Raw genomic sequence first — 25,861 nt, forward strand, 5'->3', positions numbered from 1 at the left:
CCCGGCCGTGACCACCCTCACCCGCCGGCCCGCGCCGGCCGGGGCGCCGGGGAAGCGGAGCCTCCTGCACCGCGTCCTCGGGCCCCAGCCCCTCGGGCTGCTGTTCGGCAGCCCCTACCTCCTCTTCGTGCTCGCGGTCTTCGCGTTCCCGGTCGTCTACTCGGTCTGGATCGCGTTCCACGACTTCTTCTTCGCAGCTCCCGGCGTGCAGGTGGAGCGGCCGTTCGTCGGCCTCGACAACTTCGTCACGGCGTTCTCGAGCCCGCAGGTCATCCGCTCGTTCGGCAACATCGGGATCTTCCTGGTGATCAACGTGCCGCTGACGGTCGTGCTCTCGCTCCTGCTCGCCGCGGCGCTCGACAAGGTCGTGCACCTGAGGACGTTCCTCCGCGTCAGCTTCTACGTGCCCTACGTCACGGCGAGCGTCGCGGTCGTCGGCGTGTGGCTGTTCCTCTTCAACGGGAACGGACTGGTCAACAGCCTCCTCGGGCCGCTCGCGCCGAACCCGTCGTGGCTGATCAACGAGCAGCTCGCGATGCCGATCATCGCGCTCTACGTCACCTGGAAGCAGCTCGGGTTCTACATCCTGCTGTACCTGGCGGCGCTGCAGAACGTGCCGAAGGAGCTCTACGAGTCGGCCTCGACCGACGGCGCCGGACGCATCCGCCAGTTCTGGTCGGTGACCGTGCCGAGCGTGCGGCCGGCGACCCTCCTGGTGCTGCTGGTGTCGACTGTCACGGGAGCGAACCTCTTCACCGAGCCCTACCTCCTCACCGGCGGAGGCGGCCCCAACGGCGCGTCCGCCTCGCCCGTGCTGCTGATGTACCAGCTCGGGATCCAGCAGGGGCAGCCCGACGTGGCCTCGGCCATCGGCGTGGTCCTGGTGCTGCTGGTGCTGGTCATCGCCTATCTGCAGAACCGCTTCGCGGGGGAGAGGAACTCATGAGCACCCTGTCCAGTGCCGGAGGCGCCGCCTCGGCAGTGCCCGCCGCCGCCGCCCCGGAGAAGGCCCCGCGGAGGCGCCCCGTCGGCTCCAGCCGCGGAGCCGTGATCCTGCGCGGAGTCGTGCTCGCGATCGGCGCGATCGTCTTCCTCTTCCCCTTCTACTACATGATCGTCGGCTCCCTGCAGACGGATCCGGACCCCACGTTGGCGGGAGCGATCCCGGAGCCGGGCAACCTCACGCTCGACAACTACGTCAACGTGAACGAGCGGATCAGCCTGCTCACCGGACTGGTCAACTCCGGGATCTTCACCGGCGGCGTCCTGCTGTGCACGGTGTTCTTCGGCGTCCTCGCCGGATACGCGCTCGCGATGCTGCAGTGGCGGGGGCGCAACGCGGTGTTCGCGCTCGCCCTGCTGGTGCAGGTCATCCCGTTCCAGCTGCTGCAGATCCCGCTCTACGTGCTGATCGCGCGCGACTACGGCCTCGCGGACAGTCACCTCGGGATGATCCTGCCGTTCGCCATCAACTCGACGGCGGTGATCATCTTCCGGCAGTACTTCCTGCAGCTCCCCAAGGAGCTGTTCGAGGCGGCCCGGATCGACGGCGCCGGCGAGCTGAAGCTGCTGTGGACCATCGCGCTCCCGCTGGTGCGGCCCGCGCTGGTGACCGCCGTGCTGCTGACCTTCATCGGCCCCTGGAACGAGTTCCTCTGGCCGTTCCTCATCACCAAGGACGCGTCGCTGCAGCCGCTCGCCGTGTCCCTGGCCAACTACATCTCGAACGTGGCGTCGTCGACCGACAACCCGTTCGGGGCGATCCTCGCGGGAGCCGTCGTGCTCGCCGCCCCCGTCGTGGTGCTGTTCATCGTGTTCCAGCGCTACTTCGTCTCGACCGATCTCGGATCCGGAGTGAAAGGCTGACCATGTCTCCCACCCTCACCACTGTCCCCTACCGTCTCGAGCGCGTCGGCGTCGTGATGGAGCCCGCCCCGGGCGACGCCCTCGAATCCGAAGGGGTGCTCAACCCCGGCAGCGGCCGCGGACCCGACGGCGAGCTCTACCTCCTGCCCCGGATGGTCGCCGCCGGCAACGTCTCCCGCGTGGGCCTCGCCCGCGTGATCGTCGAGGGCGGCGTGCCCGTCGGAGTCGAGCGCGAGGGCGTCGTGCTCGCGCCCGACCGCGGCTTCGAGCGCGGCGCGCACAACGCCGGCGTGGAGGATCCGCGGATCACCTTCATCGAGGCGCTCGGCCTGCACGTGATGACGTACGTCGCCTACGGGCCGCTCGGGCCCCGGACGGCGCTCGCCGTGTCCGAGGACCTCCGCGACTGGCGGCGCCTGGGCCCGGTGACCTTCGCCTACGACGACGCGCTCGACATCGACCTGGGCCTGTTCCACAACAAGGACTGCGTGTTCTTCCCCGAGATCGTCGCCGCTCCGGACGGCACTCGCTCGTTCGCGGTGCTGCACCGGCCGATGTGGGACCTCGGCGAGACGCGGCCGGGCGAGGGCGTGCGCCTCCCGGCCGGGATCGAGGACCCGCGGCAGAGCATCTGGATCAGCTACGTGCCGGTGGACGAGGTCGACCGCGACCTGGCGAGCCTCACGCGCTGGACGCGGCACCGGTTCCTCGCCGGCCCGGAGTTCCCGTTCGAGGAGCTGAAGGTCGGCGGCGGACCCGCGCCGCTGCGCGTGCCCGAGGGGTGGCTGCTCATCCACCACGGGGTGACCGGAGTGATCGACAGCGCCTTCGCGCAGCAGCAGCACGTGAACTACTCGGCCGGAGCAATCCTCCTCGACGGCGACGACCCGTCGCGGGTGATCGCGCGTACCGCCGAGCCGCTGCTCGAGGCCGAGACGGAGGAGGAGCGCAGCGGGATCGTCCCGAACGTCGTCTTCCCGACGGCGATCGAGGAGATCGACGGACAGCACTACGTCTTCTACGGCATGGCCGACTCGAAGATCGGCGCGGCCCGCCTCGTCCGCACGGACGGCTGACGCCGCTGATCGAGTCCGCCCGCGCCTCGTGCTGATCGAGTAGCCGCGCATCGCGTATCGAGATCCGCCCCCGCATCCCCCACCCGAGGAGAGTTCGATGACGAACACGCTCACCAGATCGGCGGCCGTCCTGGCCGCCGCCGCCCTCACCGTCGGGGGCCTCGCCCTCGGCGCGACCCCCGCGCAGGCGGCCGAGCCGCTGACGAACACGGCGCACCTCGACTTCCTCCTCGACACCGCCACTCCGGTGCCCGAGCCCGGCCACACCACCTACCGGCTCGACGAGGAGCCGACCCTGGTGATGCCGTGGACCTACGCCGACGCCCGCGACGGCGGCGCCTTCGAGCGCGTGGGCGGCGGCCGCCTCGATCCGGCGACCGGCGACTACGAGCAGGGCGCGTTCAACACCGACGACATCTCGCGCGCCGCGGTCGTCTACCTCCGCCACTGGCAGCAGACCGGATCGACCGAGAGCCGCGAGAAGGCTTTCGAGACGCTCCGCGCTCTCGCCTACTTCCAGACCACCGAGGGTGACGACGCCGGGAACGTGGTGCTCTGGATGCAGACCGACGGGGAGCTGAACGCGAGCGCCGAGCCGGTCGAGCTGCCGGATCCCAGCGACTCCGAGGACAGCTACTGGCTCGCCCGCACCCTCTGGGCGCTCGGCGAGGGCTACGCGGCGTTCCGCGACACGGATCCGGAGTTCGCCGCCTTCCTGCAGGAGCGGCTGCGCCTCGGCGTCGCCGCGGTCGACCGCGAGGTGCTCACACGCTACGGCGAGTACGCGCAGGCCGACGGCGTCCAGGTACCGGCCTGGCTGATCGTCGACGGGGCGGACGCCACCTCGGAGGCGCTGCTCGGCCTGTCCGCCTACCTCGAGGCCGCTCCCGACGACTCCGCGGTGCGCACGAGCACGGCCGAGCTCGCCGAGGGCGTCGCCGCCTACGCCCGCACCACGACCACGGAGGCGGACACCACCGCCTGGCCGTACGGCGCGATCCTGCCGTGGACGAAGTCGCGCACGCTCTGGCGCTCCTGGTCGTCGCAGATGGCCGGCGGCCTGGCGGCGTCGTCCGCGGCGCTCGACGACTCCTCCCTCCTCGAGCCCGCGCTCGTCGACGGCGCCCGCTTCGCCCCGGAGCTGCTCACCGCCGGCGGCCCCGACAACGGCTGGAACCCCACTCCGACCGACCGCGTGCAGATCGCGTACGGAGCCGACTCCCGCCTGCAGAACTCGCTCGCCCTGGCCGACGCCACCGGCTCCAGCGCCTTCACCGACCTCGCGGGCGTGCAGGGCGCCTGGTTCTTCGGCCTGAACCGCAGCCGCGCTCCGGTGTACGACCCGGCCACCGGAGTCGTCTTCGACGGAGTCCAGGCCGACGGCACCGTCAACCGCAATAGCGGCGCCGAGAGCACCATCCACGGTTTGCTGGCGATGCTGGCGCTCGACGCACACCCGGACGTCGCCGACCGTGCCCGCTCTGTCGCCACCGAGCGCTCGCGCGACGGGCTGACGCTGGTCGAGGCCGAGAGCGCGCGCAGCGGCACCGTCGTGACGCCCGAGTCGTCCTGGACTGGGGAGGCCGGCTGGAGCGGCTCGTACCTCTCGCTGACCGACCCGCGCCGCGCGGTGTCGATCCCGATCGGCTCGTCCACGCAGGACCGCGTGGTGGAGGCCGTCATCGACCAGCCGCAGCGCGGCACGGAGCGCACGCCGCTGAGCGTCTGGACGTCCGGCAAGCGCCCGCTCGACCTGCTCCGCTCGACCGTCGGGTCGCAGGGGGTGACGGAGGCGTCGGGCGCGCTGCTCCCGGAGAAGCTCCGCCGCACCGTGCCGGCCGGCTCGTCGAGCGTCGAGGTCCGCCCGCTGAGCGGCGAGACGCGCCTCGACGCGCTGCTGGTGCGCCCGCTGGTGACGCGCCTCGTGGTCGGAGGAGAGGGCGGCCGCACCGAACTGATCCGCAACTCCACCGACGGGGTGCGCACCACGGCGATCGGCGTCTCGGGCGGCTCCGGCACCCTGCGCGTCTACTCGCAGGACGGCGCGCTCGTGAGCGAGACGTCGCCGTCCGGAGCCGTCTCCGTGCAGCTGCCCGCGCAGGGCTTCGCGGTGCTGGTGGGCTGAGGTCGGCCTGCTGGTCGAGTAGCCGCTACTCGATCGGCAGGGGGCGGTGAGTCCATGGAAGTCGCGGTACTCGCGTTCGAGTACCGCGACTTCTGCGTTCTCGTGGGGCGAGGGCGGCGGGGAGGCGCGCGGCTGGGCGCGGACCATCAAATCGATGAGAGCGCTCTCTCGAAAACGCTTGACCTCTCCGCGGGGGCGTGCGTAAGCTCGCCGCACACCTCGTGAGAGCGCTCTCACATACGCGGAACAGCACGCGTGAGAGCGCTCCCAGGGGTGCCCCACCACCATCACGAAGGAGTGACCGTGCCCTATTCACGACGCACCAGGATCGCCGCGGCGATCGCCGGCGCCTCGGCCCTCGCCCTGATCGTCACCGGATGCTCGTCGGGATCCGACGCCTCCGAGGGCGGCGAGATCGAGCTGACCGTCACCACGTTCAACGCCATGGGCTTCGACGAGCTCTACGGCGAGTACGAGGACGCCAACCCGGGGATCACCATCGTCCCGAACAACATCGACACCGGCGGCAACGCGCGGACCGACGCGTTCACCAAGCTCGCCGCCGGGTCCGGACTCGCCGACGTCGTCGCCATCGAGGAGGGCTGGCTCGGCTCCGTCATGGAGGTCTCGGACCAGTTCGTCGACCTGCGCGACCACGGCATCGAGGACCGCAAGGCCGACTGGGTCGACTGGAAGTACGAGCAGGCGACCGACCCCGAGGGACGCGTCATCGGCTACGGCACCGACATCGGACCCGAGGGCCTCTGCTACAACACCGCCGCCTTCGAGGCAGCGGGCATGCCCACCGACCGCGCCGCAGTCGCCGAGATGCTCGGCGGACCGGACGCGACCTGGGACGACTACTTCGCCGCCGGCCAGAAGTACCACGACGCGACCGGCAAGGCCTGGTTCGACCACTCCGGATTCGTCTGGAACGCCATGGTCAACCAGCTGCCCGAGGGGTACTACACCTCCGACGGCGAGCTGAACGTCGAGGGCAACCCGGAGCTCGAGGAGCGCTGGGGCCAGCTGACCGACGCCACCGCCTCCGGCCTCTCGGCCGCGCAGAAGGCGTGGGACTGGAACAAGGGCAAGTCGTTCACCGACCAGACCTTCGCCACCTTCGTCTGCCCGGGCTGGATGTTCGGCACGCTGAAGAGCAACGTCGAGGCCGGCGGCGGGAAGGCCGAGGCCACCGGCTGGGACTTCGCCGACGTCTTCCCCGGCGGCCCCGCCAACTGGGGCGGCTCGTTCCTCTCGGTTCCGACCCAGTCGAAGCACCCCGCCGAGGCCGCCGCGCTGGCGTCGTGGCTCAGTGAGCCGGAGCAGCAGCTGAAGGCGTTCGAGGCGGCCGGACCGTTCCCGAGCACCCTCGACGCGCAGAAGGAGCTCGCCTCGGCGGCCGCTCCCGACCCCGGCATGAACGACTCCCCGACCGGCGCGATCCTCGCGCAGCGCGCCGAGGGCGTCGTCGCCCAGTACAAGGGCCCGGACGACTCGCTGATCCAGGAGAACGTCTTCGGACCGGTCCTGCAGAAGGTCGACCGCGGCGAGATCGACGGCAAGGAGGGCTGGAACGAGGCGCTCCAGCTCCTCGGTGAGCTCGTCGACTGATCCTTTCGGGCCGACGCCCGGGGGCTGACGCCTCCGGGCCGACGCCCGGGGGCTGACGCCTCCGGGCCGACGCCCACCCGATCCGGGAGGTCCGGTCGCCACCGGACCTCCCGGTCCCCGTGCGGCCGGGCCGTCCGCATCCCGGGCCACCTCGCCGCCGGGAGAAACGCTGCCGCCCGCCGGCCGAGGCCTCTCCGGCCCCGCTGCCCGCGACTCCTCCCGGCCGGCCCCGCCGCACGAGAGACTCCGGCCCCGCCGCATCCCCTCCGACTCCGACTCGACCTCGAAGAGAGCGCCATGACGAGCACACTCACCCCGCCGACCACGGCGACGCCCCCCGCGGGGAAGCGGCGCCCGGCGCCCCGACTCCCGCTGACCTTCCGCCAGCGCGCGAGCCGCTTCGACGTGAAGGCCTCGCCCTACCTCTACATCTCGCCGTTCTTCCTGCTCTTCGCGCTCACCGGAGCGTTCCCGCTGGTTTACACGCTCGTCGTGTCGCTCTACGACTGGCAGCTGCTGCAGGGCCAGGGCGACTTCGTCGGGTTCGCGAACTTCGCGGCCGTGCTCGGCGACCGCTTCTTCTGGAACTCGATCGTCAACACGCTGAGCATCTTCCTGCTCTCCACGATCCCGCAGCTCGCCGTCGCGCTGCTGCTCGCGGCCGCCCTCGACCAGGCGCTGCGGGCCAGCACCTTCTGGCGGATGAGCGTCCTGCTGCCGTACATCGTCTCGCCGGTCGCGGTCGCGCTGATCTTCTCGAGCGTGTTCAGCGACCAGGAGGGCCTGATCAACAACCTGATCGGCCTGGTGGGCATCAGCCCGATCGAGTGGACGAACGACCGCCTCGCCAGCCACGTCGCGATCGCGACGATGGTCAACTGGCGCTGGACCGGCTACAACGCCCTCATCCTCCTCGCCGCCATGCAGGCCGTGCCGCGCGAGCTGCACGAGTCGGCCGCGATCGACGGAGCGAACGCGTTCCGCCGCTTCCGCTCGATCACGATCCCCAGCATCCGGCCGACCCTGATCTTCGTGATCATCACCGCCACCATCGGCGGCCTGCAGATCTTCGCGGAGCCGCGCCTGTTCGACGTGTCGAACGCGGGCGGCATCGGCGGCTCGGACCGGCAGTTCCAGACCACCGTCCTCTACCTCTGGGAGATGGCGTTCTTCCGCCAGAACTTCGGTGAGGCGGCCGCGATCGCGTGGCTGCTGTTCCTCCTGATCGTGCTGATCGGCCTGCTGAACTTCGCGATCTCGCGGCGGATCGCCTCCGTCGAGAACCGGATCTCGCAGCGCTCGAAGCGGCGCTCCGCCCGCCCCGCGACCGCCGACGAGATCGCCGCCGCGGACCCCCTGCTCACCACCACCGGCCTCGGCCAGAACGAGAGCGAGCGATGACCACCTCCGCCGCCTTCCCGGTGCGCCGCGTCCGCGCCTCCCGCGCCGGCCGCGTCGACCGGCCCGGCTTCCTCACGTACGGGCTGCTGAGCGCCTTCATCCTCGGCTCGACCTATCCGCTGTGGTGGTCGTTCGTCGTGGCGAGCGGCTCGAACGCGACCCGCAGCGAGACCCTGCCGCTCGTCCCCGGCGGCAACTTCCTCGCCAACGCCTCGCAGGTGCTGACGGCGATCCCGTTCTGGACGGCGCTGCTGAACAGCGTCATCGTCTCGGGGATCATCACGCTGTCGGTCGTGTCGTTCTCGACGCTCGCCGGCTACGCCTTCGCGAAGCTGCGGTTCCGCGGGCGCGACGGCCTGATGATCGGAGTGGTCGCGACCATGGCGATCCCGACGCAGCTGGGCATCATCCCGCTGTTCATCCTGATGCGGCAGCTCGGCTGGACGGGCTCGCTCGGCGCCGTGATCGTGCCGACGCTGGTCACCGCGTTCGGCGTGTTCTTCATGCGGCAGTACCTGGTCGACGTGATCCCGGACGAGCTGATCGAGGCGGCGCGCGTGGACGGAGCGAACCAGTTCCGGACGTTCCTCACCGTCGCCGTCCCGGCGGCACGACCGGCGATGGCGATCCTCGGGCTCTTCACGTTCATGATGGCGTGGACCGACTTCCTCTGGCCGCTGATCGTCCTCAGCCCCACGAATCCGACCCTGCAGACGGCGCTCGCGCAGCTGCAGTCGGGCTACTACGTCGACTACTCGATCGTGCTGGCCGGCGCCGTGCTCTCGGTGATCCCGCTGCTGGTGCTGTTCCTGCTCGCCGGACGCCAGCTCATCGCGGGCATCATGAGCGGAGCGGTGAAGGGCTGAGGCCCGGAGACTCCCGCGGGACCGGGTCGGGGGACATCGGACCGCGGGACGGGGGCCTCGGGCCCGGGGCCGTGGTGCTCCGGGTCCGGGGGTCGGGAGCTGCGGGGAGGGATCGGGCCGTGGACTGAGCGGTCGGCGGGTTCTCGACCCGGCCGGTCGTCGTGCTCGGAGCATCCCGACCACTGCCGCGCAGGATTCCGCCGATCACGCCCCGTTCGGGCCTCCTGGCCCGACCTGCCGCCACCTAGGCTGGCGCGGAGGAGGCGACATGGAGCCGAAGGACCGGCGCGACGAGGACCCCTCGAGCGGGCCGTCGGAGCCGCGTCCGGGGGACGGGCCGACGCCGTCGGAGCAGGCGCTGCGCGCCATCCGCGATGTCGCGAACGGGGCGGACCCGACGAACGAGGCGTTCCGGCTGTCGAACGACTTCACCGACCGGCAGGCCGAGCGGCTCCGGAGCCTCCTCGCGCGCTTTAGCCGCGGGCGCTGACCGTCACGGGGGCGGCCTGCTGCCGGTGGCGGGCGATCGATCGCTGCGCGCCGGTCGTGTCGGCCATCGCCGAGGCGGCGCCCCCGACCGCCCGGCGTCACCCCGGACGGTCGCTATCCGAGCCCTCGCACGCCGCGGACTCGCTCCGCCGGCCCGGTCCGCCGCCCCGCATCACCCCCGAATGGCCGCGATCCGCGCCCCTTCACGCCGCGGACGCCCCGCACGAGCCCGCTCCTCCGGCGCTCGGCTAGCCTCGGAGGCACCCGCGAGGAAGGCCTGCATGACCCACGACACCGCCTCGGCCGCCCCGACCCTCGAAGCCGTCGCCGCGCTGGCCGGAGTCTCCCGCGCCACGGTCAGCCGGGTCGTCAACGACTCCCCGCGCGTGAAGGACGGCGCCCGGACGGCCGTGCTCGCCGCGATCGAGCAGCTCGGCTACGTGCCCAACCGCGCCGCGCGCTCCCTCGCCAGCCGCCGCACGCAGACCGTCGCGCTCGTGGTGCCGGAGTCGGCGGCGAAGGTGTTCGCGGATCCGTTCCTCGCCTCGGTCGTGCAGGGCGCCGCGATGGCCTTCGCCGGCACCGAGTACACGCTCACCATCGTGATCGCGTCGGAGGCGGCGCCCGAGAAGACGCGGCGCTACCTGCTCGGCGGCAACGTCGACGGCGCGCTCGTCGTCTCGCACCACAGCGGCGACCACTCCTACGCGCAGCTCGGCGCCTCGCTCCCCGTGGTCTTCGGCGGGCGGCCGCTGACGGAGGAGGGCGGCAGCTACTTCGTCGACGTCGACAACACCGGAGCGGCGCGCACGGTCACCGAGCACCTCCTGGGCCTCGGCCGCACGGCCCCCGCGATGATCGCGAGCCGCCAGGACATGCCCGCCGCGATCGACCGCCTGTCCGGCTGGCGCTCGGCCGTCACCGCCGCGGGCCTCGACGACTCGCTCGTCGAGTACGGCGACTACTCGCCCGAGGACGGCGCGACCGCGATGCGCCGCCTGCTCGACTCCGGCCGGCCGATCGACGCGGTCTTCGCCTCCAACGACCAGATGGCGTCGGGCGCCCTGACGGCGCTGCGCGAGCGCGGCCTCACGGTGCCGGGCGACATCGCGCTCGCGGGATTCGACGGCGACTACTTCGCCGAGGCGAGCGAGCCGCGCCTCACCACGGTGCGCCAGCCCTCCACGGGCCTCGGCGAGGCGATGGCGGACGTGCTGGTGCGCCTCCTGGCCGGCGAGGAGGTGCAGCGCGTGACGCTGCTGCCGACCGAGCTGCTGGTGCGCGGCTCCACGGTCGCGGGCGCCTGAACCCGGGCCGAGTGCGCTGACCCGTTCGCTGAGTCACGCGGATCGGCTCCCCGCTGCGGTGTGTCGCGAGCCGATCCGGGCGACTCAGCGCGGGACGGGGTCGTCGGGGATCTCGAGCAGGTGGAAGGGGCCCCGGGGGAGCGGGCCTGTGCTCCACAGCGCGACGACGGCCCAGCCGAGGTCGGCGTGCGCGACGGCGCCCTCGGGCAGAGTCCGGGTGAACAGGGCGTAGTCGATCCCGTCGAGGGGGAGGGCGCTCACGTCCCACGCGGGCCGGTCGGCGGCCAGCTCCTGGGCCCGCGCCTCCGCCGCCACCATCGCCGCTCGCGTCCGGTCCCCGGGCAGGCCGGCGGGGATGGCCGAGAGGAGGAGCGAGCCGATCGCCAGCGCGGCCGTCGCGACCGGGTCGGTGACCACTCCGTGCACCGAGCCGCGCGGCCCGAGGCGGACACCGGTCAGCCGCAGCGTGCGGACCGAGTACGAGCGGCCGTCCCGCTCAGCGCGGACCGAGAGGTCATCGACCGGCCCGTCGTCCGTCCGCCCGCTCCCGTCGACGGACCACGGATCGGAGACGGGGACCAGCGCGCGCACGCCCTCATCCGACTCCCTGCTGCGCCGCCGGTCAAGAGGCGCAGCTGGAATGCGGCCCCGGCAGGCCAGCCGGTCGGTGGGGACGCGTCAGGCGCGGAGCGCTCGCAGGACCCGGTCGACGTGCCGCTCGACCCACGTGCCGGTGAAGGGGCCGCTCCGCAGGAGCCATCGGTGGAGGATCGGGCCGAGCAGGAGCTCCGCCGCGCCGGAGGGGTCGGCCGCTCCTCCACTCGCGAGACGCGCGGCGATCGCGCTCAGCTGGGGCTCGAGCAGCAGGGTGCGGTACTGCGCGGCGAGCTCGGTGTCGGTCTGGATCGCAGCGGTCACCGCGCGCAGGAGCGGCTCGGCCACTGGGTCGCTCAGCTCGGCGGCAGTGCCGGTGACCAGGAGGAGCAGGTCGGCGCGCAGATCTCCGGAGTCCGGGACGGCGACGGCCCCGTCAGGAGTCAGGCTCCGCGCGAGGAGTGCGTCGAAGAGGATCGCACCGGTGGAGGGCCAGCTGCGGTAGAGGGTCTGCTTCCCGACTCCGGCGCGGGCGGCGACGCCCTCCATCGTCAGGCGCGGAAGCCCCTCGGTCCCGACGAGGTCGAGCACGGCGGCGTGCACGCGCTGCCGTGTCCTGCTGGTGGCCATTCTCCGATCCTACTGCGAAACGAGACGGAGCGTCTTGTTCGGAGTAGCGTGCAGGCATGACCACTCGACAGACCTGGCTGATCACCGGAGCCTCCCGCGGGCTGGGGCGTGCGCTCGTCCTCGCGGCGCTCGCCGAGGGCCACTGCGTCCTGGCCGCGGTCCGGGGCGCGCACTCCCTGCCCGAGCACGAGCGGCTGCAGGTCCACCGGCTCGACGTCGCGGACTCCTCCGCAGCCGCCGGCGCCGTCGACGCGGCCACGGCGATCGAGGGGCGCCTCGACGTCCTCGTCGACAACGCGGGCTACGGGCTCATCGGCACGGCGGAGGAGGTGGGCGAGGACGAGGTGAGGGAGCTGCTGGACGTCGACCTGCTCGGTCCGCTCTGGCTCTGCCGGGCCGCGCTGCCTGTGATGCGGCGGCAGGGGTCCGGACACATCGTGCAGATCTCGACCGTCGGCGCGGTGGGGACGATGCCGACGCTCGGGGTCTACAACGCGGCGAAGTGGGGCCTCGAGGGCTGGACGGAGGCGATGGCCGCAGAGGTCGCCCCCTTCGGCGTCCGCGTGACGCTCGTGCAGCCCGGGGAGATCGCCACCGACTGGGCCGGCGGCAGCATGCGGTTCGCGGCGCCGATGCCGGAGTACGACGACCTGCGGCGGGAGCTCTTCGGAGCGGCCGAGGTCCCCTGGCCGACCGACGGTCCGCAGGGAGGCACGCCTCCGGCCGAGGTGGCGGCGGAGATCCTCGCGCACGTCGCTGATCGGAGCGACGCCCGGTTCCGTCTGCTCGTGGGCGACGACGCTCCCGGTCAGGTGCGCGCCGCGCTCGAGAAGCGCCTCGCGGACTACGCCCTCGACCCGCGCTGGGCTGCGTCCGCGCTCTGAGGGACGGCCGCTGAGGTGCCGGATCGGCTGGCCGCTCCGGCGTGTCGTGAGCAGATCCGGGCACCTCAGTGCGGAGGCGTGAAGGCCCGCAGGCGCGGCTCAGAACTCCTCGTAGTTGTAGGGCTCCGGGTCCTCGTCGATCACGGGGCGCGCGATCGTGGCGCGGTTGCTCTTGATGCGGGAGCGGATGTCCTCGACGGCGGCCTCGACGGCGCCGGTGGTCGACTCCTCGTCCTTGATGGAGACCTCGACGGGGACGGCGACGAGCTCGCTGCTCGCGTCGAGCGTCATCTTCGCCTCGATGAGCTCGCCGTCCTCGGTGAACGCCGGGACCGTGACCGCCTCGGAGTGCTCCTGGCGGTCGATCGCGGTCACCAGGTCGAGGAGGGCCTCGGTCACGGCGTCGGTCGTCACGAAGCTCTTGGAGGCGTAGGTCAGCTGCTGCATGCCTCCACTCTCCCGAACGGGAGCGCCCCTCGCGCGGGGTTGCGCCTCGTCGGCCCAGCCCGTAGCGGAGGGGCAGCACGACCGGCGCGGGCGCGAGGAGTCAACCCTCTAGGCCGCGATCCGGGCGTCCGCTTCCCTGGTGGCGGGGCCTCGGGAGGAGGCGCGGGGGTCTCGGGATCCCGGGGCCCCGGCACTCGATCGGGAGGGGACCGGATGCGGCGTCGGGGACTCCGCGGCGACCGGGCGTTCCAGGGCGGCCTCCTGATCGGAGTCGGCCTCATGGCGGCCGTCGACGAGATCGTCTTCCACCAGATCCTCGCCTGGCACCACTTCTACGACCGCTCCACTCCGGCGATCGGCCTGCTCTCGGACGGGCTGCTGCACGCGGCCGAGATCCTCGCGCTCGTCGGCGGCGGCTTCCTGCTCGCCGACGCCCGGCGCCGATCCGCTCTGCGTCCGCGCACGGCGTGGGCCGCGGGGCTCACGGGGGCGGGGCTGTTCCAGCTGTGGGACGGAGTCGTCGACCACAAGCTGCTCCGGGTGCACCAGGTCCGCTACGACGTCGACCTGCTGCTCTACGACTCCGCCTGGATCGCCTCGGGAGCGGTGCTGCTCGCGGCGGGGCTCCTCCTCCTGCCTCGGCGACGGCGCGCGACGGCGTGACCCCGCACGCCGACCACTCCCTGCTCGACCCGGGCCTGCTGCTCCTGGTCCCGCTGGCCGCGGTGGCGGCGCTCGGAGGGGGCGCCGCGGCCCTCGAGCGGCGGCGCGGACGGCCGTGGCCGCTGCACCGGACCGCCCTGCTCCTCGGCGGGCTCGTGACCGCGGCGCTCTGCTTCACGGGTCCGCTCGCGGAGTGGTCGCACGCGGATCCGCGCGGGGCGATGCTGACGCACCTGGTCGTCGGGATGCTCGCGCCGCTCCTCCTGGTGCTCTCGGCCCCCGTCACCCTGGCCCTGCGCGCGCTCGACGTCACCGCGGCCCGACGACTCTCGCGGCTGCTCCGGAGCCGCCCGGCCCGTCTCCTCGCCCACCCGGTGACGGCGCTCCTGCCCTCGACGGGCTCCCTCTGGCTCGTGCACGCGACCGGGCTGCTCGCCGCCGCACACGCGGATCCGCTGCTGCACCTCGCACTCGGCGTGCACTTCCTCCTCAGCGGCTGCCTGATGACGGCGGCGCTCGCCGGAGTCGATCCGAACCCGCATCGCGCCCCGTTCGGCCTGCGCCTGGGCGTGCTCGGAGCGGGCATCGCCGCGCACGGGCTGCTCGCGACCGTGCTCTACGCGGAGGCGCCGGACGAGACCGGACGCCAGGCGGCGCTCCTGCTGTTCTACGGAGGCGACCTGCTCGAGACGGCGCTCGCCGTGGTCGTCTGCGCCCGGCGCTTCGCGGCGACGGCGCCCCGGCAACCCCCTCCGCCGAGCGCGCCCTGCTCCCTACGCTCGGACGCATGCTCCTCATCTTCGGGACCCGAGTCGTCGAGGACCTCCTCCGGACGCTCGTCTTCGTCTGCCGGGTCTGCGGGCAGCGCGACGAGCAGCGGATCCTCCGCCGCCGGACGCGCCTCTCGCTCTTCTTCGTCCCCGTCCTGACCGTCTCGACCCGCTACCTGCTCGAGTGCTCGCACTGCGGCAACGTTTCCCCGATCAGCAAGGAGGAGGCGCAGGGCTCCGTCAGCTGGGCCGGCAACTCCGACCAGTGACCGCCCCGAGCGGGAGGCTCTCGCGATGCGCTCAGCGCACCGCAGCCGGCACCGCCGCGGGGCGCGCGGCGACCGCGGCCGCGCGCCGCGTCGCCCAGTTGTTGAGCAGCAGCGCCGTCACGACGATGGCCGCGCCGAGCAGGGCGACGGGCCCCGGCCGGTAGCCGCCCGCCATGCTGATCGCGAAGGTCGTGACCGGGACGAGGTTCTGGAAGAGCGTGCCGTTGAGGGCGCCGAGCAGCTTGATGCCCGTGTTCCACAGCAGCACGGCGACGACTCCGGCCAGCAGGATCAGGTAGGCCAGCTGCGGCCAGGCCGCGAGCACCTCGGCACCGGTCGGCGGGTGCGCGGAGCCGGTGGCCGTCGCCACGGCGACCGCGACGGCGATCGAGGGGCAGCCGAGCGCGGTGGTGAGCGTCGAGTACCGCAGCGCCGACCAGCCGGGGAACGCCGCGGCTCCGCGCGTGTAGACGACCCAGCAGATCGCTCCGAGCAGGGCGAGCAGCTCGCCGAACCCCAGCTCGCCGTCGAGGAGGAGGGCGACGTCGCCGCGGGTGACGACGAGCGCGACTCCGGCGAGCGCGAGCAGGATGCAGCCGACGGTGGCGGCCGGCGGCAGGCGACGCGCGCCGATGCTCGCGAGCACCGCGCCGATCGCGGGCATCATCCCCATCATCAGGCTGACGTTCGGGGCCGAGGTGAACCGCAGAGCCGTGAAGGCGAGCAGGCCGAAGCCGGCGAATCCGGAGGCGCCGAGCAGCGCCAGCCGCCACCCGCGGCCGTCGAGCCGGAAGGCGCGGAGCCCCTCCGCCCGGGCGAGCAGCAGGGCGAGGACGACCGCGGCGGCCGTGTAGCGGATGAGGGTCATGAAGAAGGAGTCGACCGTCGCCGCGATGCTGTCCGCGACCGGGAGCATGCCGCCCCAGAGGATCGGCGGGATCAGGCAGAAGAGCAGACCTCGCGACCGCATGGCGCCCCTGACCCGTCGGGTGCGGCCGCCTCGGGCGGGGGGCCGTCGCTCGATGGTGGACCCCGGCGGCTCGGCGCACAAGAGCGCCGCCGACCCCCGAACGGCCCGCCGCGGGGCCGAGCGGAGAGGGGTGCGCCGGGTGTGGAGGAGGCTCGGCGAGCCGACTGACCTGCTACGACGAAGACGACGGAGCCGCAAGGACCTTGCATGGCCCCTTTAGGGTGACAAAATTCACTTGCTTCCATCATCTCCGTGCCCCTAGGTTGATCGCAGCACCCCCCGATGCTGTCCTCTGTCAGGCCCTGCTCCGATCCCCCCGTCGGACGCCGTTCCTCACTCGGGTCGCGCCCACCCCGGCGACGACCTCCGTTCCGCGCGGGCGCTCATCAGCGCACATCGGCCCCCGGCCGCGGAGAGGAACAGTCATGAGCACACAGCCCGGCCACGGCGCGGACGAGCCGGCGGCTCCCCGTCGCCGGGCGACCTGGGAGGCGCACGACGAGACGGCCTCGCGCCCGCTCTCGGGACGCCGTGCCGCCCGCTCCGGGCGCGAGCGGGTCTCCGCTCCGCGCCGCCTCGCGTCCGCGACGCCTGCCGGAGCGGTGACGGTCCCCGCCGCCCCGACCGCGGTGCTGGAGCGTCCGGCCACCCCGCCCGCAGTGGTCGAGCGACCGGCCGCCGCGACCGCGGTGCTGGAGCGTCGGGCCGCGATGAATGAGCGTCCGGCCGCGCCGACCGCCGTGGTCGAGCGTTCGTCCGCCGCGACCGCGCTCCTGGAGCGCCCGGCCGCCCCGACCGCGCTGCTCGAGCGTCCGCCGGCCCCCGCCGCGGTCCTCGAGCGCACCGCGCTCCCCTCCGTCGACGCCGACCGACTCCCTCCGGCATCCACCCCGATCGCCGGCACGCGCCCCCGCAGCGGCCGCCGCGCCTCGTCGCGCATCGGCGACCTGGTCGCCGCCCTCCCCGCCCACAACGAGGAGGCCGGGATCGCCGCGGCGATCGAGGGCCTGCGCCGGCAGACCTGGCCGCCGGACCGGATCGTCGTCATCGCCGACAACTGCACCGACGCCACGGTCGAGATCGCTCTCGCGCACGGCGCCGAGGTGTTCGTCACCGTCGGGAACAGCCACAAGAAGGCGGGCGGCCTCAACCAGTTCCTCGCCGAGGTCCTCCCGGGGCTGCAGGACGACGACCTGGTGCTCGTGCAGGACGCCGACTCCGCGCTCGACCCCGGGTTCCTCGAGATCGCCCGCGGCAGGCTGCACGGCGGCATCGGCGCGGTCGGAGGAGTGTTCCGCGGCGGCGAGGGCGGCGGCTTCGTCGGCCACCTCCAGCGCAACGAGTACGCGCGCTACGCCCGCGACGTGCGCCGGCTGAACGGGAAGTGCCTCGTCGTCACGGGCACCGCGGCCGTGCTCCAGGTCGCCGTGATGCGCCGCATCAGCGCGGCCCGCCTGGCCGGCTCCCTCCCCTCCGGAGACGGCATCGGCGGCATCTACGACACCACCGTCCTCACCGAGGACAACGAGCTCACGTTCGCGATCCGCCACCTCGGCTACGACGTGCTGAGCCCCGCCGGCTGCACCCTCGTCACCGAGGTCATGCCGACCTGGGGAGACCTCTGGCGTCAGCGCCTGCGCTGGAAGCGCGGAGCGGTCGAGAACTGCGTGCAGTACGGCTTCACGCGGGTCACGGCTCCCTACTGGGGGCGCCAGCTGCTCACGATGCTCGGCTGCATCATCACCTACGTCTACCTGGCCACGATCGTCTACGCCGTCGGCTGGGGCGAGCTGAGCCTCCAGCCGTTCTGGCTGGCCGTCACCGCGATCTTCGTCGTCGAGCGGATCGTGACGGTCCGCGACCGCGGCTGGCGGTACATGCTCGCCGCCGCGTCGATGTACGAGCTCGTCGTCGACCTGTTCCTGCAGGTCGTCCACACCAAGGCCTACCTGGATGCGCTGACACGCCGTCGGCGCGACTGGTGAAACAGAGAGAGAGACATGTACAACCACATCGGAACAGCCGCCGGAGCCGGAGTCGGTGCCGGAACGCTCGCCATGACCGGGTTCGACTCGGTCTGGCTGGCACTCGCGGCCTTCGCCCTCATCGCTGCGGGGACCGCCGTCCTGCGCATCGCTCCTCGCCGCAAGCGCGAGGTCTGAGACACGGTGGCGGGCGGGGGACAGCCCGCGCCCGTCACCGTCCCACGACCGCCGTCGCCGCGGAGGTCCGGCTCGCGGTCGAGTAGCCGGTCTTCGTCCCGGTGACGGTCAGCGTGATCCGCTTCCCCGCCTGAGCCTTCGTGAGCGTGAACCGCGGCGACGTCGCTCCCGCGATGGCCGCGCCGTCCGCCTTCCACCGGTAGGTGAGGTTGACGGGAGTCGGCGTCCACGGACCCGGGGCTGCCGTGAGCACCGCTCCGACCCGGGCCGTGCCCGTGACGGTCGGCGTCGCGGCGCCGAGGGTGCCGGCGGCGACCGGTGCGGTCGGCTGCGAGGTCGTCGGGCCGGAGCCGTCGGCGGCGCTCACCGTCACGGTCACCCGCTTGCCGACCGCGGAGGAGGGGACCACGAGATCCGGACCCGTCACTCCCGCGATGTCGACGCCTCCCGCCGCCCAGCGGTGCACGAGCGGTCCCGTCCGGCCGGCGGAGGAGGACAGGGTCGCGCCCACCGCGGCGGTCCCGACGACGACCGGAGCCGGCGCCGCGTCGGACCGGTAGACCGCGACGTGGTCGACGAGCATCGTCCCGCCGGAGCTCTTCGGAGCGGCCGCGCTGTCGCACCCGCACACCCCGTTCGGCAGCCCGCCCCCGATGGCGAGGTTCAGGATCAGCAGCACGTCGTTCGGGACCGCGGCCTGCCACGCGGCCGTCCCCACCTCCGACTCCCGCACCACGTGCCGGGTGACGCCGTCGACGAGGAACTCCACGCGCTCGTCGCCGGGCACGGTCCGGTCGAGCAGGGCGGAGTAGCGGTGGAACCCGGTCACGCAGGACGCGCAGTCCAGCATCCCGCTCGTCCGGCCGGCGGGCTCGTCGCAGGGGCCGCCGTCCGGTACTCCGCAGTGCAGCGTCTGGATCACCTGGGCGGTGCCGTTGACGGCCTCGAGCATGTCGAACTCGCCGGTCGCGGGCCAGTCGATGACGGCGTTCGCGTCCCGCCCGAGAGCCCAGAAGGCGGGCCAGTAGCCGGTGGCCTGCGCGACGTCCGGCAGCTGGATCGAGGCGGTCATCAGCAGTCGGCCGCCCGCCGGCGCCGAGAACGACTTGTCGGCGGTGACGATCCGCCCGGAGGTCCATGCTCCGGCGGAGTCGCGGAGGGCGCGGATGCCCAGAGCGCCGCCGCCCGTGAGGAAGACGTTCGCCGTCGACGCGGTCGTCCGGTCGACCGCCCCGGTGCCCCAGGTGCCGACCTCGTGCTCCCACTGGCTCCCGACCGGCGCGCCCGCCGGCCCGGTGAAGTCGTCGCGCAGGAGCGTGGTCCAGCCCGGGGCGTCGGCGGGTGCCGCCGTGACGGCCTGGCCGGCGGACGAGGCGGTCGGAGTCGTGGACGCCGGTGCGAGGGCGGCGACCGCCTGCGGGGGTGTCGCCGCCAGCACTCCGAGGCACAGGGCCGCGAGGGCGAGGGCGAGTCGCGGCCGGTCGAGGAGTCGTGAAGGCATGGCGAGTCCTCTGCGTCGAAGGGGCGCGCAGCTGCACGCGCCTCGACGCTAGTGAGGAGTACTCGCTCTCCCCCCACCCTCCAGGCGGGGTGATCTCCGGCACGAAAGCTCACGACCGGGCTCGGCCGGGCCGGGTCCAGGGTGCTGGCAGAGGGGCGGCCGCCGTCGCCTCCGATCGCCCGTTCGAAGGAGAACACCATGCATCGTCGTCTCACGGCCACGCTCGCCGCGATCGCCCTCGCCCTCGGAGGGGCCGTCGCCGTCGCGACCCCCGCCTCCGCCGGGCAGCTCGTCTACCGGAACGGCGGCCCGGGCAACTGCTACGAGGTCCGCTCGCAGCGCGACTCCCTGGGTCGCGCGCAGGTCACGGTGTGGTGGCACTGCGACCAGGCGAGCAACGTCAAGGTCATCTGGAAGAACGGCCCGGACAGCGGCTGCAACAAGATGAGCGTCATCAACCGCAAGTTCAGCGACAGCTCGGGCGTCGCGTCCCGCTTCGACCGCCTCGTCTCCTGCTGACCCGGACGGGCTGCCCCTGATCCCTTCCGCGAGACGCCACCTCGGTACGCGGCACGCCGCGCGAGGTACTCGGGTGGCCTCTCGCGGGAGGGGGGCGGCGGCGGCCCCACTCAGTGCTCGGCGCGCCCCGAGTCCTCGATGAGGCGCACCTTCACGTTGACGGCGAGCGGCCCCGTGACCGACGGGTCGGCGGCGAGCAGCGCGTGCATCCGCTCGCCCACCAGGCGGAGCGTCTCGGGGGCCGGCAGTGCGGCGGACGCGGAGATGTGCGCGCTCACCGTGGTGAACCCCTCCGACCGGTCGATGTCGACCAGCACGTCGGGCTGCCGCAGGTCCAGCTTCACGGCGAGCGCGTCGGCCGCGGCCTCGACGATCGGCTGGGCGGGGTAGACCCCCGCGACGCCCTCGGTGTCGCGGATCTCGGCGGTCAGCCGCTGCGAGAGCTCGGTGTCGTCGGTCATTCCCGCTCCTCCCGGTGGGGGTACACGTCGTCGACCGTCACGTCGATCGCGCCGACGGTCAGCTCGGTGTGGCGCTCCAGGGCGTAGCGGATGCGCTCGCGCAGGCGGTCGGCGGCCACGGCGACCGGCAGGCCGAACTCGAGGGCGCAGGTCACGTCGATCCGGACCACGGCGCCGGGAGCCGAGACGTCGCCGTCGAGGGTGCAGCGGCCCATGATGACGCCGCCCATCGTGTCGCCGGCGCGGCGGATCATCCCGCGCACGGCCGCCTCGGTGAGCGCCAGGCGGAGGGTCGGGTCGGGGTGGCGGACGGGGATGTCGCGGCCGGAGCGCACCTCGGAGCGGATCGCGTCGAGCAGGCCGGCGATCCAGACCTCGTCGCGGTCGGGCTCGCGGTCGGCCTCCTGCCGCAGCGCCCGCGCCGAGAGCTCGGTGAGGCGGGTGAGGTTCGCGAGAGCGAGCCGGCACGCGGCGGAGTTCTCGATCGAGGGGTCGCGCGGCTCGCGGCCGCGGTCGAGGTACTCGCCCAGCTCCTCGAGCGTGTGGCCGTCGAGGTCGTCCTCGGGCACGGCGGCGTCGTCGGTCATCGCCATGCCTCCAATTCGTGGAGCAGGAATCGACGGGCCCGGGCGAGGAGGCCGCGGACCGTCGAGACGGGGAGTTCGAGAGCGTCGGCGATCTCCTGGTAGCTGTAGCCGGCGGTCTCGCGGAGTAGCCAACAGCGTCGCTGATCAGCAGGCAATCGGTCCAGCGCTTCCCAGACCGCGTCCAGCTGGAGTCGTGCTTCGACGATGCGCTCGGGGGAGTGCTCGGGCGGCGCGGGCGGGTCCCAGTCGTCGATGTCGTCGTGGCGGCGGCGGACGCGGATCCGGTCGATCGCCTTGTGGGTGACGATGCGCATCAGCCAGTTGCGGATGTGCGCCGGGCTGTCGAGATCGGCCAGACGCCGCCAGCCGGTGAGGAACGCCTCCTGCACCACGTCCTCGGACTCCGCCTCGGAGCCGAGGAGCTTCGCGGCGTAGACGCGCATGAGCGCACCGTGGCGGCGGGCGAGCTGCTCGAACGCCTGCACGTCGCCGTCGACGGCGCGCGCGGCGAGGGTCGCGTCGGACGCGTTCAGGAGGGGGTCGTCGTCGATGAGCGCCTCCTCCGCGGTCCCGCGCGCGGTGTCCCGCGCGCGCCGATGCCCTCAGTGTGGGGCGCCGTCCGGCATGACTACCAGCCTTGACAACGGGCCGCCGAATCCGCTGGCCGGATTGCGAGTGCCGCCGATGGGGGACGCCTCGAGACGGGATTCGTGACATTCCGGCTCCTCGACACGTCTTGATTCCGTACCCCTCGTGCGTCCCCCCGAGCGCACGGACCCCGAACCCGGAAGAAGTCCCCCATGCACTGCTCCCTCCGCCGCCGCCCCGGGCGGACGTCATGAGCGAGTCGACCTTCACCCTCGGCAGCCCGTTCGCGGGCGACGAGCGGGCCGACCGGCGCTACGAAGCCTCCGGCGACGATCCGTCCGCCGCGTCCGCCGTCTACTCCGAGGCGTACGGCGGAGGCGAGTTCCGCGTCGCTCCGTTGCAGCGCGGCTTCTCCTACCGCTACGCCGTCCGCGGCAGCGACCGGGTGACCCTGCGCACCTCCGACTGCTCCGGCGCCCTCACCGGCCAGGTCCCCCACCTGAAGGAGTACGTCGTCGGCTGGTTCCGCGCCGGTGGCGGACGCCTGAACCTGCCGCCGTTCACCCGGACCGGCGCGCTCTCGGCCCCGTTCCTGTTCCCCGCGGAGCGCCAGTTCGGGCTCGAGTTCGAGCCGCACCGGCAGAACCTCATCCACTTCGCCCCCGGGTTCCTCGAGGACGTCGCGACCGAGACGCACGCCGGCCCCCGCCAGCCCGTCTCCTTCGACCACGGGGCGGACGCCGACCCCGGCGTCCTCGCCCGCTGGCGCGCCGCGGTGACGGAGGCGAGCACCGCGCTCGCGACGGCCGCGATCACTCCGCTCGTGCGCTTCACCGCCGAGCTCGACCTCGCCCGGGTGCTGCTCCTGCTGTTCCCGTGGCGCGCGTGGGACGTGCCGGCCGTGCTGCGGCGCCCGTCCGCCTCCCGCACCCGGGTGGCGCTCGACTTCCTCCAGCACCACGCCCACGAGCCGATCACCCCGGCCGACGCCGCCCGCGCGGCCGGTCTGCACACCCGCACACTGCAGCAGGCGACGAAGCGGCACCTCGGGGTGTCGCCGTCGGTCTACCTGCGCGACGTGCGCCTGGACCGCGCCCACTCCGACCTGGTCGCCGGCGACCCCTGCTCGACCACCGTCGCCGCGGTCGCCCGCGAGTGGGGCTTCGGCAACCTCGGCCGCTTCGCGAGCGCGTACCAGGTGCGCTTCGACGAGAAGCCGAGCCACACGCTGCGCCGCTGACGCGCAGCCCCAGCGTGCCCGAGGGCCTGGACCGTCTCACGGCAGTGCCGGCCCTCGTCGTCTCCGGGTGCGTCCCGAGGGGCCGTCTCGGAGGATGCTCCATCGTGTCCTCCGACCGGTCTTCCGGACACGAGCCTCGTGACACTCGGCGCCGGCTCAGCCCGGCTGATGCACGTGGATGTCGCTGCTCGACGTCACGCCGTTGAACTCGAGATACAGCTGCCCCTCGACGACCGACACGGTCAGCGTGTTGCGGCGCTCGAGTACCGCGACCGCGGCATCCAGGAACCCCTGGTCGAAGCTCTGCACGGTGATCTGCTCGAGCTGGTGGACGCGCTTGCCGGACCACGCCGCGATCACCTTCTCCGGGTTGCGATGCGTGTAGACCGTCGTGCGGTCGGCCAGCTTGCTCCCGAAGTGCAGTCGCTCGGCGTCCGGCGCGCCCACCTCGATCCACGTGGTCAGCCTGCCGGTGAGATCGCGGACCAGCACCGCCGGCTCGGTCGCTGTCGACGAGATCCCCTCGCTGAAGGTGATCCCCTCCACGTATTCGAGGCAGTACGCGAGCACGCGCGTCATCATGTACGCGTCGGTCTCGGAGGGGTGCCGAGCAGCCCGCAGCGTGATGTCCTCGTAGACGCCGCGGTCCACATCAGCCAGCTGTATCGCGAAGTTGTACATCACTGCGCCGGCTGCCACGTGTGCGAGCTTATGTCCTCTCGCTCATCGAGGAGCGCGAGGCTTCTCCGGTGCCGGTGGGGGCATCGTGTTCGCGCGCCTACTGGGGGGGCGTCTCCGCGACCAGGAGCTCGAGGCCTGGCTCGGGGTCAGCCGGACGCCGATCCGGGAGGCGCTGCTCCGGCTGGCCCGCGTCGGCCTCGTCTCGGCCAAGCCCGGCCGGGCGACGATCGTGACCCCCGCCACGGCCGAGAGCATCAGCGACGCTCAGCAGATCGCCGCCGCCATGCACGAGCTCGCCACGCGCCTCGCCGGCCCGGCCGTCACTCCGGAGGCGCTCGCCGCGATGGAGTCGGCGAACGACGACTTCGCGCGGGCGCTGGCGGAGGGCGACGTCGAGCTGGCGCTGCGCTCCGACGACGCGTTCCACGCGGTGCTCACCGGGCTCAGCGGCAACGGGATGATCGAGGACGTGCTCGAGCAGGCCACTCCGCTCATCCGCCGTGCCGAGCGCCAGCGCTTCGCCTCCGTCGCGGCCCGCGGATCCGTGGAGCAGCACCGCGCGATCGTGGAGTGCCTCCGCGCGGGCGACACCGACGGCGCCGCCCGCCTCAGCCGCGAGAACTGGATGACGCTCGACCGTCACCTGCACGAGGCCTGACGCGCTGCTCCTCCGCGGGGAGGAGTCCGCGCTCGGTCATGCGCGAGGCCGACGCGATCGCATCCGCGACGAACCGCTCGGTCAGGTCGGCATGCCCTCGCCCGCGCGCTCCGCATCCGTCCCGAGAGCTGAGCGCCGCCCTCCCCGCGCCTCCGCCGCCGGGATGCGGGTCGAGGCGGGTGCCGGGCGCGGCGCGGAACGACGGACGGCCGACGCGCGGGCGACCGGAGCGCTCTGGAACACTCGAGCGAGGGGCGGGGGCTCCGGAGCGGGGGAGCCGTGGCGTCACGCTTCGTCGAGCTCGACGGTCTGCGCGGCCTCGCCGCCCTCGGCGTGGTCGTCTACCACTTCACCACCGCGTTCTCGCTCGATCATCCGGATGCACCGCCGGGATCCGTCGCGCTCCCGTTCGGCGAGTTCGGCGTCCAGCTCTTCTTCGTCATCAGCGGCTTCGTGATCCTGATGTCCGCGGGCCGCGCGCGGCGGCCGTCGGACTTCGCGATCTCCCGCGTCAGCCGCCTCTACCCGGCCTACTGGATCGCGGTGGTCGTCTCGATCGTCGTCGGCGCTCTCGCCCGCGTCCCCGGCACCGACCTCACGCCGCCGGAGCTGCTGCTCAACTTCACGATGGTGCAGCGGTTGCTGCTGGTGCCCAACGTGAACGGCGCGTTCTGGACGCTGGCCGTCGAGATGCAGTTCTACCTGCTGGTGCTGCTCGTGCTCGTCCTCACGAAGTGCCGGTTCACGGATCGGCTGGTCCGCGTGCTGGTGGTCGTCTGGCTCGGCGTCGCCGCGACCGCCTCCGTCGCCGCCCACCTCGTCTCGGGAGGCGTCGACGTCGTCTCGGCGCCGGTCGCCGTCCGGGTCCTGGCGAACCTGACGCTGGCCGAGTACGGACCGCTCTTCTGCGTCGGGATGCTGCTGTTCCTCTCGCGACGCCAGGGGCGCTTCGAGCTCCTCGCCGTGCCGGCGGCTCTGATCGCGGCCCTGAACGCCCAGCTCCTCCACGGCGGGCCGGACGGAGCAGTCGTCCTCGGCGTCTGCGCGGCCGTCGCGGTCGTCGCGATGCGGCGCCGGACCGCCGTGCTGCGATGGGCGCCGCTGCTCTGGCTCGGGCGGATCAGCTACTCGCTCTACATCCTCCATCTGGTCGTGGGCAGCGCGATCGTCAGCGCGCTCTGGCCGCTGATCGGCCGCGACGGAGCAGGACTCGTCGCCTTCGTCGTCGTCCTCCTGCTGTCCTGGGGCCTCAACGCGGTCGCCGAGGAGCGGTGGAGCCCCGCCTGGCGCCGCGCCCTCACCCGTCGGCGCGACCGCCGGCTCCCGGCGGGGACGGCGGCCGCGGACTGACGCGGCTGTGCACTCCGCTGGCCGCTCAGCGAGTGCGCCGAAGGAGCCTGTGGACGCCGGTGGCCGCGAAACGCATCTCCGCTCGACGTTCCCTGCACCTTGGCTGAGCCACCGGGACGTCCGGGCCCCGGGCCACGTCTTCA

Annotated in this window: 28 protein-coding genes; 19 read left to right on the top strand and 9 right to left on the bottom strand. The window is 72.9% G+C overall.

Annotated features, from left to right (window positions below; all coding sequences use genetic code 11):
• The first annotated feature begins 7 nt into the window (after positions 1–7).
• The 9 genes from C5B95_RS04405 to C5B95_RS04445 all read left to right on the top strand — a co-directional run bounded on the left by C5B95_RS04405 (position 8) and on the right by C5B95_RS04445 (position 10,744).
• Positions 8–946, top strand: a complete 939-nt coding sequence (locus C5B95_RS04405) for a carbohydrate ABC transporter permease (RefSeq protein ID WP_104223956.1) — start codon at positions 8–10, stop codon at positions 944–946.
• On the top strand, positions 943–1,866 hold the full coding sequence (locus C5B95_RS04410; protein ID WP_104315265.1) for a carbohydrate ABC transporter permease: 924 nt from the start codon (positions 943–945) through the stop codon (positions 1,864–1,866). The genes C5B95_RS04405 and C5B95_RS04410 overlap by 4 nt, the downstream gene beginning before the upstream one ends.
• Positions 1,867–1,868: 2 nt before the next feature.
• Entirely contained in the window at positions 1,869–2,942 is a 1,074-nt protein-coding gene (locus C5B95_RS04415; RefSeq protein WP_104348574.1) for a glycosidase, read from the top strand.
• Between the two features lie 97 nt (positions 2,943–3,039).
• Positions 3,040–5,067, top strand: a complete 2,028-nt coding sequence (locus C5B95_RS04420) for a hypothetical protein (RefSeq protein ID WP_104348575.1) — start codon at positions 3,040–3,042, stop codon at positions 5,065–5,067.
• 303 nt (positions 5,068–5,370) lie between these two features.
• The gene (locus C5B95_RS04425) at positions 5,371–6,681 is read left to right on the top strand and encodes an ABC transporter substrate-binding protein (RefSeq protein ID WP_104291903.1); all 1,311 of its coding nucleotides are present in this window, start codon (positions 5,371–5,373) and stop codon (positions 6,679–6,681) included.
• 297 nt (positions 6,682–6,978) lie between these two features.
• Positions 6,979–8,082: a carbohydrate ABC transporter permease gene (locus tag C5B95_RS04430; protein WP_104247219.1), complete on the top strand. Its 1,104-nt coding sequence runs from the start codon at positions 6,979–6,981 to the stop codon at positions 8,080–8,082.
• A complete protein-coding gene (locus tag C5B95_RS04435) occupies positions 8,079–8,948 on the top strand; it encodes a carbohydrate ABC transporter permease (protein ID WP_104291902.1) in 870 nt (289 codons plus the stop codon). Before C5B95_RS04430 ends, C5B95_RS04435 begins: the two co-directional genes overlap by 4 nt.
• A gap of 268 nt (positions 8,949–9,216) precedes the next feature.
• On the top strand, positions 9,217–9,438 hold the full coding sequence (locus tag C5B95_RS04440; protein ID WP_104291901.1) for a hypothetical protein: 222 nt from the start codon (positions 9,217–9,219) through the stop codon (positions 9,436–9,438).
• Positions 9,439–9,718: 280 nt separating this feature from the next.
• The gene (locus C5B95_RS04445; RefSeq protein ID WP_104250504.1) at positions 9,719–10,744 is read left to right on the top strand and encodes a LacI family DNA-binding transcriptional regulator; all 1,026 of its coding nucleotides are present in this window, start codon (positions 9,719–9,721) and stop codon (positions 10,742–10,744) included.
• Positions 10,745–10,828: 84 nt separating this feature from the next.
• Here the strand turns inward: C5B95_RS04445 and C5B95_RS04450 are convergent, their stop codons facing one another.
• On the bottom strand, positions 10,829–11,335 hold the full coding sequence (locus tag C5B95_RS04450; RefSeq protein ID WP_104291900.1) for a hypothetical protein: 507 nt from the start codon (positions 11,333–11,335) through the stop codon (positions 10,829–10,831).
• An 87-nt stretch (positions 11,336–11,422) separates the two neighbouring features.
• Positions 11,423–11,968 (bottom strand): TetR/AcrR family transcriptional regulator, encoded by a 546-nt coding sequence (locus C5B95_RS04455; RefSeq protein ID WP_104232939.1) that lies wholly within the window; start codon positions 11,966–11,968, stop codon positions 11,423–11,425.
• Between the two features lie 56 nt (positions 11,969–12,024).
• Here C5B95_RS04455 and C5B95_RS04460 point away from each other — a divergent pair, with 56 nt between their 5' ends.
• Positions 12,025–12,852 (top strand): SDR family NAD(P)-dependent oxidoreductase, encoded by an 828-nt coding sequence (locus C5B95_RS04460; RefSeq protein WP_258059797.1) that lies wholly within the window; start codon positions 12,025–12,027, stop codon positions 12,850–12,852.
• Between the two features lie 99 nt (positions 12,853–12,951).
• Here the strand turns inward: C5B95_RS04460 and C5B95_RS04465 are convergent, their stop codons facing one another.
• Positions 12,952–13,299, bottom strand: a complete 348-nt coding sequence (locus C5B95_RS04465) for a hypothetical protein (protein WP_104223965.1) — start codon at positions 13,297–13,299, stop codon at positions 12,952–12,954.
• Between the two features lie 213 nt (positions 13,300–13,512).
• On the opposite strand from C5B95_RS04465, the gene C5B95_RS04470 reads away from it, so the two are divergent.
• The 3 genes from C5B95_RS04470 to C5B95_RS18035 are packed head-to-tail and all read left to right on the top strand — an operon-like array spanning position 13,513 to position 15,001.
• Positions 13,513–13,962, top strand: coding sequence for a DUF2243 domain-containing protein (locus C5B95_RS04470; RefSeq protein ID WP_104268776.1), 450 nt, complete (start codon positions 13,513–13,515; stop codon positions 13,960–13,962).
• Positions 13,959–14,891 carry a cytochrome c oxidase assembly protein gene (locus C5B95_RS04475; RefSeq protein WP_181067995.1) on the top strand — a complete coding sequence of 311 codons (933 nt, stop codon included), beginning with the start codon at positions 13,959–13,961 and terminating at the stop codon, positions 14,889–14,891. The genes C5B95_RS04470 and C5B95_RS04475 overlap by 4 nt, the downstream gene beginning before the upstream one ends.
• Positions 14,843–15,001, top strand: coding sequence for a hypothetical protein (locus C5B95_RS18035; RefSeq protein ID WP_374953132.1), 159 nt, complete (start codon positions 14,843–14,845; stop codon positions 14,999–15,001). The genes C5B95_RS04475 and C5B95_RS18035 overlap by 49 nt, the downstream gene beginning before the upstream one ends.
• Positions 15,002–15,032: 31 nt before the next feature.
• Here the strand turns inward: C5B95_RS18035 and C5B95_RS04485 are convergent, their stop codons facing one another.
• Complete coding sequence (locus C5B95_RS04485) at positions 15,033–15,971, bottom strand: DMT family transporter (protein WP_104291897.1); 939 nt, start codon at positions 15,969–15,971, stop codon at positions 15,033–15,035.
• Between the two features lie 425 nt (positions 15,972–16,396).
• Here C5B95_RS04485 and C5B95_RS04490 point away from each other — a divergent pair, with 425 nt between their 5' ends.
• Positions 16,397–17,956, top strand: a complete 1,560-nt coding sequence (locus tag C5B95_RS04490) for a glycosyltransferase family 2 protein (protein WP_258059798.1) — start codon at positions 16,397–16,399, stop codon at positions 17,954–17,956.
• Between the two features lie 15 nt (positions 17,957–17,971).
• Positions 17,972–18,133, top strand: a complete 162-nt coding sequence (locus tag C5B95_RS17395; RefSeq protein ID WP_167305255.1) for a hypothetical protein — start codon at positions 17,972–17,974, stop codon at positions 18,131–18,133.
• A gap of 34 nt (positions 18,134–18,167) precedes the next feature.
• Here C5B95_RS17395 and C5B95_RS04495 read toward each other — a convergent pair whose 3' ends face one another.
• Complete coding sequence (locus C5B95_RS04495) at positions 18,168–19,634, bottom strand: family 16 glycosylhydrolase (RefSeq protein ID WP_104232935.1); 1,467 nt, start codon at positions 19,632–19,634, stop codon at positions 18,168–18,170.
• A gap of 198 nt (positions 19,635–19,832) precedes the next feature.
• Here C5B95_RS04495 and C5B95_RS04500 point away from each other — a divergent pair, with 198 nt between their 5' ends.
• Positions 19,833–20,153 carry a hypothetical protein gene (locus C5B95_RS04500; protein WP_104260536.1) on the top strand — a complete coding sequence of 107 codons (321 nt, stop codon included), beginning with the start codon at positions 19,833–19,835 and terminating at the stop codon, positions 20,151–20,153.
• Between the two features lie 110 nt (positions 20,154–20,263).
• Here the strand turns inward: C5B95_RS04500 and C5B95_RS04505 are convergent, their stop codons facing one another.
• The 3 genes from C5B95_RS04505 to C5B95_RS04515 are packed head-to-tail and all read right to left on the bottom strand — an operon-like array spanning position 20,264 to position 21,686.
• Positions 20,264–20,614, bottom strand: a complete 351-nt coding sequence (locus tag C5B95_RS04505) for a hypothetical protein (RefSeq protein ID WP_104291896.1) — start codon at positions 20,612–20,614, stop codon at positions 20,264–20,266.
• Positions 20,611–21,207 (bottom strand): Asp23/Gls24 family envelope stress response protein, encoded by a 597-nt coding sequence (locus C5B95_RS04510; protein WP_104223973.1) that lies wholly within the window; start codon positions 21,205–21,207, stop codon positions 20,611–20,613. Before C5B95_RS04510 ends, C5B95_RS04505 begins: the two co-directional genes overlap by 4 nt.
• On the bottom strand, positions 21,198–21,686 hold the full coding sequence (locus C5B95_RS04515; RefSeq protein ID WP_244248147.1) for an RNA polymerase sigma factor: 489 nt from the start codon (positions 21,684–21,686) through the stop codon (positions 21,198–21,200). The genes C5B95_RS04510 and C5B95_RS04515 overlap by 10 nt, the downstream gene beginning before the upstream one ends.
• A gap of 353 nt (positions 21,687–22,039) precedes the next feature.
• Here C5B95_RS04515 and C5B95_RS04520 point away from each other — a divergent pair, with 353 nt between their 5' ends.
• Positions 22,040–23,029: a helix-turn-helix transcriptional regulator gene (locus tag C5B95_RS04520; RefSeq protein WP_104291895.1), complete on the top strand. Its 990-nt coding sequence runs from the start codon at positions 22,040–22,042 to the stop codon at positions 23,027–23,029.
• Positions 23,030–23,185: 156 nt separating this feature from the next.
• Here the strand turns inward: C5B95_RS04520 and C5B95_RS04525 are convergent, their stop codons facing one another.
• Positions 23,186–23,728: a YaeQ family protein gene (locus C5B95_RS04525; RefSeq protein WP_104250497.1), complete on the bottom strand. Its 543-nt coding sequence runs from the start codon at positions 23,726–23,728 to the stop codon at positions 23,186–23,188.
• 67 nt (positions 23,729–23,795) lie between these two features.
• On the opposite strand from C5B95_RS04525, the gene C5B95_RS04530 reads away from it, so the two are divergent.
• Together C5B95_RS04530 and C5B95_RS04535 are read left to right on the top strand one after the other, a co-directional pair.
• Positions 23,796–24,368 carry a GntR family transcriptional regulator gene (locus tag C5B95_RS04530; RefSeq protein ID WP_258059799.1) on the top strand — a complete coding sequence of 191 codons (573 nt, stop codon included), beginning with the start codon at positions 23,796–23,798 and terminating at the stop codon, positions 24,366–24,368.
• Positions 24,369–24,647: 279 nt separating this feature from the next.
• Positions 24,648–25,718, top strand: a complete 1,071-nt coding sequence (locus C5B95_RS04535; protein WP_181067996.1) for an acyltransferase — start codon at positions 24,648–24,650, stop codon at positions 25,716–25,718.
• Positions 25,719–25,861: the final 143 nt, after the last annotated feature.

This window comes from Rathayibacter sp. AY1A7, assembly GCF_002930845.1.
GTDB lineage: Bacteria > Actinomycetota > Actinomycetes > Actinomycetales > Microbacteriaceae > Rathayibacter.

Coding starts and splice junctions, on each gene's coding strand:
- C5B95_RS04415 (WP_104348574.1), top strand. CDS start 1,869: ATGTCTCCCACCCTCACCACTGTCCCCTACCGTCTCGAGCGCGTCGGC.
- C5B95_RS04500 (WP_104260536.1), top strand. CDS start 19,833: ATGCATCGTCGTCTCACGGCCACGCTCGCCGCGATCGCCCTCGCCCTC.
- C5B95_RS04505 (WP_104291896.1), bottom strand. CDS start 20,614: ATGACCGACGACACCGAGCTCTCGCAGCGGCTGACCGCCGAGATCCGC.
- C5B95_RS04520 (WP_104291895.1), top strand. CDS start 22,040: ATGAGCGAGTCGACCTTCACCCTCGGCAGCCCGTTCGCGGGCGACGAG.
- C5B95_RS04445 (WP_104250504.1), top strand. CDS start 9,719: ATGACCCACGACACCGCCTCGGCCGCCCCGACCCTCGAAGCCGTCGCC.
- C5B95_RS04460 (WP_258059797.1), top strand. CDS start 12,025: ATGACCACTCGACAGACCTGGCTGATCACCGGAGCCTCCCGCGGGCTG.
- C5B95_RS04455 (WP_104232939.1), bottom strand. CDS start 11,968: ATGGCCACCAGCAGGACACGGCAGCGCGTGCACGCCGCCGTGCTCGAC.
- C5B95_RS04420 (WP_104348575.1), top strand. CDS start 3,040: ATGACGAACACGCTCACCAGATCGGCGGCCGTCCTGGCCGCCGCCGCC.
- C5B95_RS04430 (WP_104247219.1), top strand. CDS start 6,979: ATGACGAGCACACTCACCCCGCCGACCACGGCGACGCCCCCCGCGGGG.
- C5B95_RS04440 (WP_104291901.1), top strand. CDS start 9,217: ATGGAGCCGAAGGACCGGCGCGACGAGGACCCCTCGAGCGGGCCGTCG.
- C5B95_RS04510 (WP_104223973.1), bottom strand. CDS start 21,207: ATGGCGATGACCGACGACGCCGCCGTGCCCGAGGACGACCTCGACGGC.
- C5B95_RS04410 (WP_104315265.1), top strand. CDS start 943: ATGAGCACCCTGTCCAGTGCCGGAGGCGCCGCCTCGGCAGTGCCCGCC.
- C5B95_RS04490 (WP_258059798.1), top strand. CDS start 16,397: ATGAGCACACAGCCCGGCCACGGCGCGGACGAGCCGGCGGCTCCCCGT.
- C5B95_RS04485 (WP_104291897.1), bottom strand. CDS start 15,971: ATGCGGTCGCGAGGTCTGCTCTTCTGCCTGATCCCGCCGATCCTCTGG.
- C5B95_RS04465 (WP_104223965.1), bottom strand. CDS start 13,299: ATGCAGCAGCTGACCTACGCCTCCAAGAGCTTCGTGACGACCGACGCC.
- C5B95_RS17395 (WP_167305255.1), top strand. CDS start 17,972: ATGTACAACCACATCGGAACAGCCGCCGGAGCCGGAGTCGGTGCCGGA.
- C5B95_RS04435 (WP_104291902.1), top strand. CDS start 8,079: ATGACCACCTCCGCCGCCTTCCCGGTGCGCCGCGTCCGCGCCTCCCGC.
- C5B95_RS04495 (WP_104232935.1), bottom strand. CDS start 19,634: ATGCCTTCACGACTCCTCGACCGGCCGCGACTCGCCCTCGCCCTCGCG.
- C5B95_RS04470 (WP_104268776.1), top strand. CDS start 13,513: ATGCGGCGTCGGGGACTCCGCGGCGACCGGGCGTTCCAGGGCGGCCTC.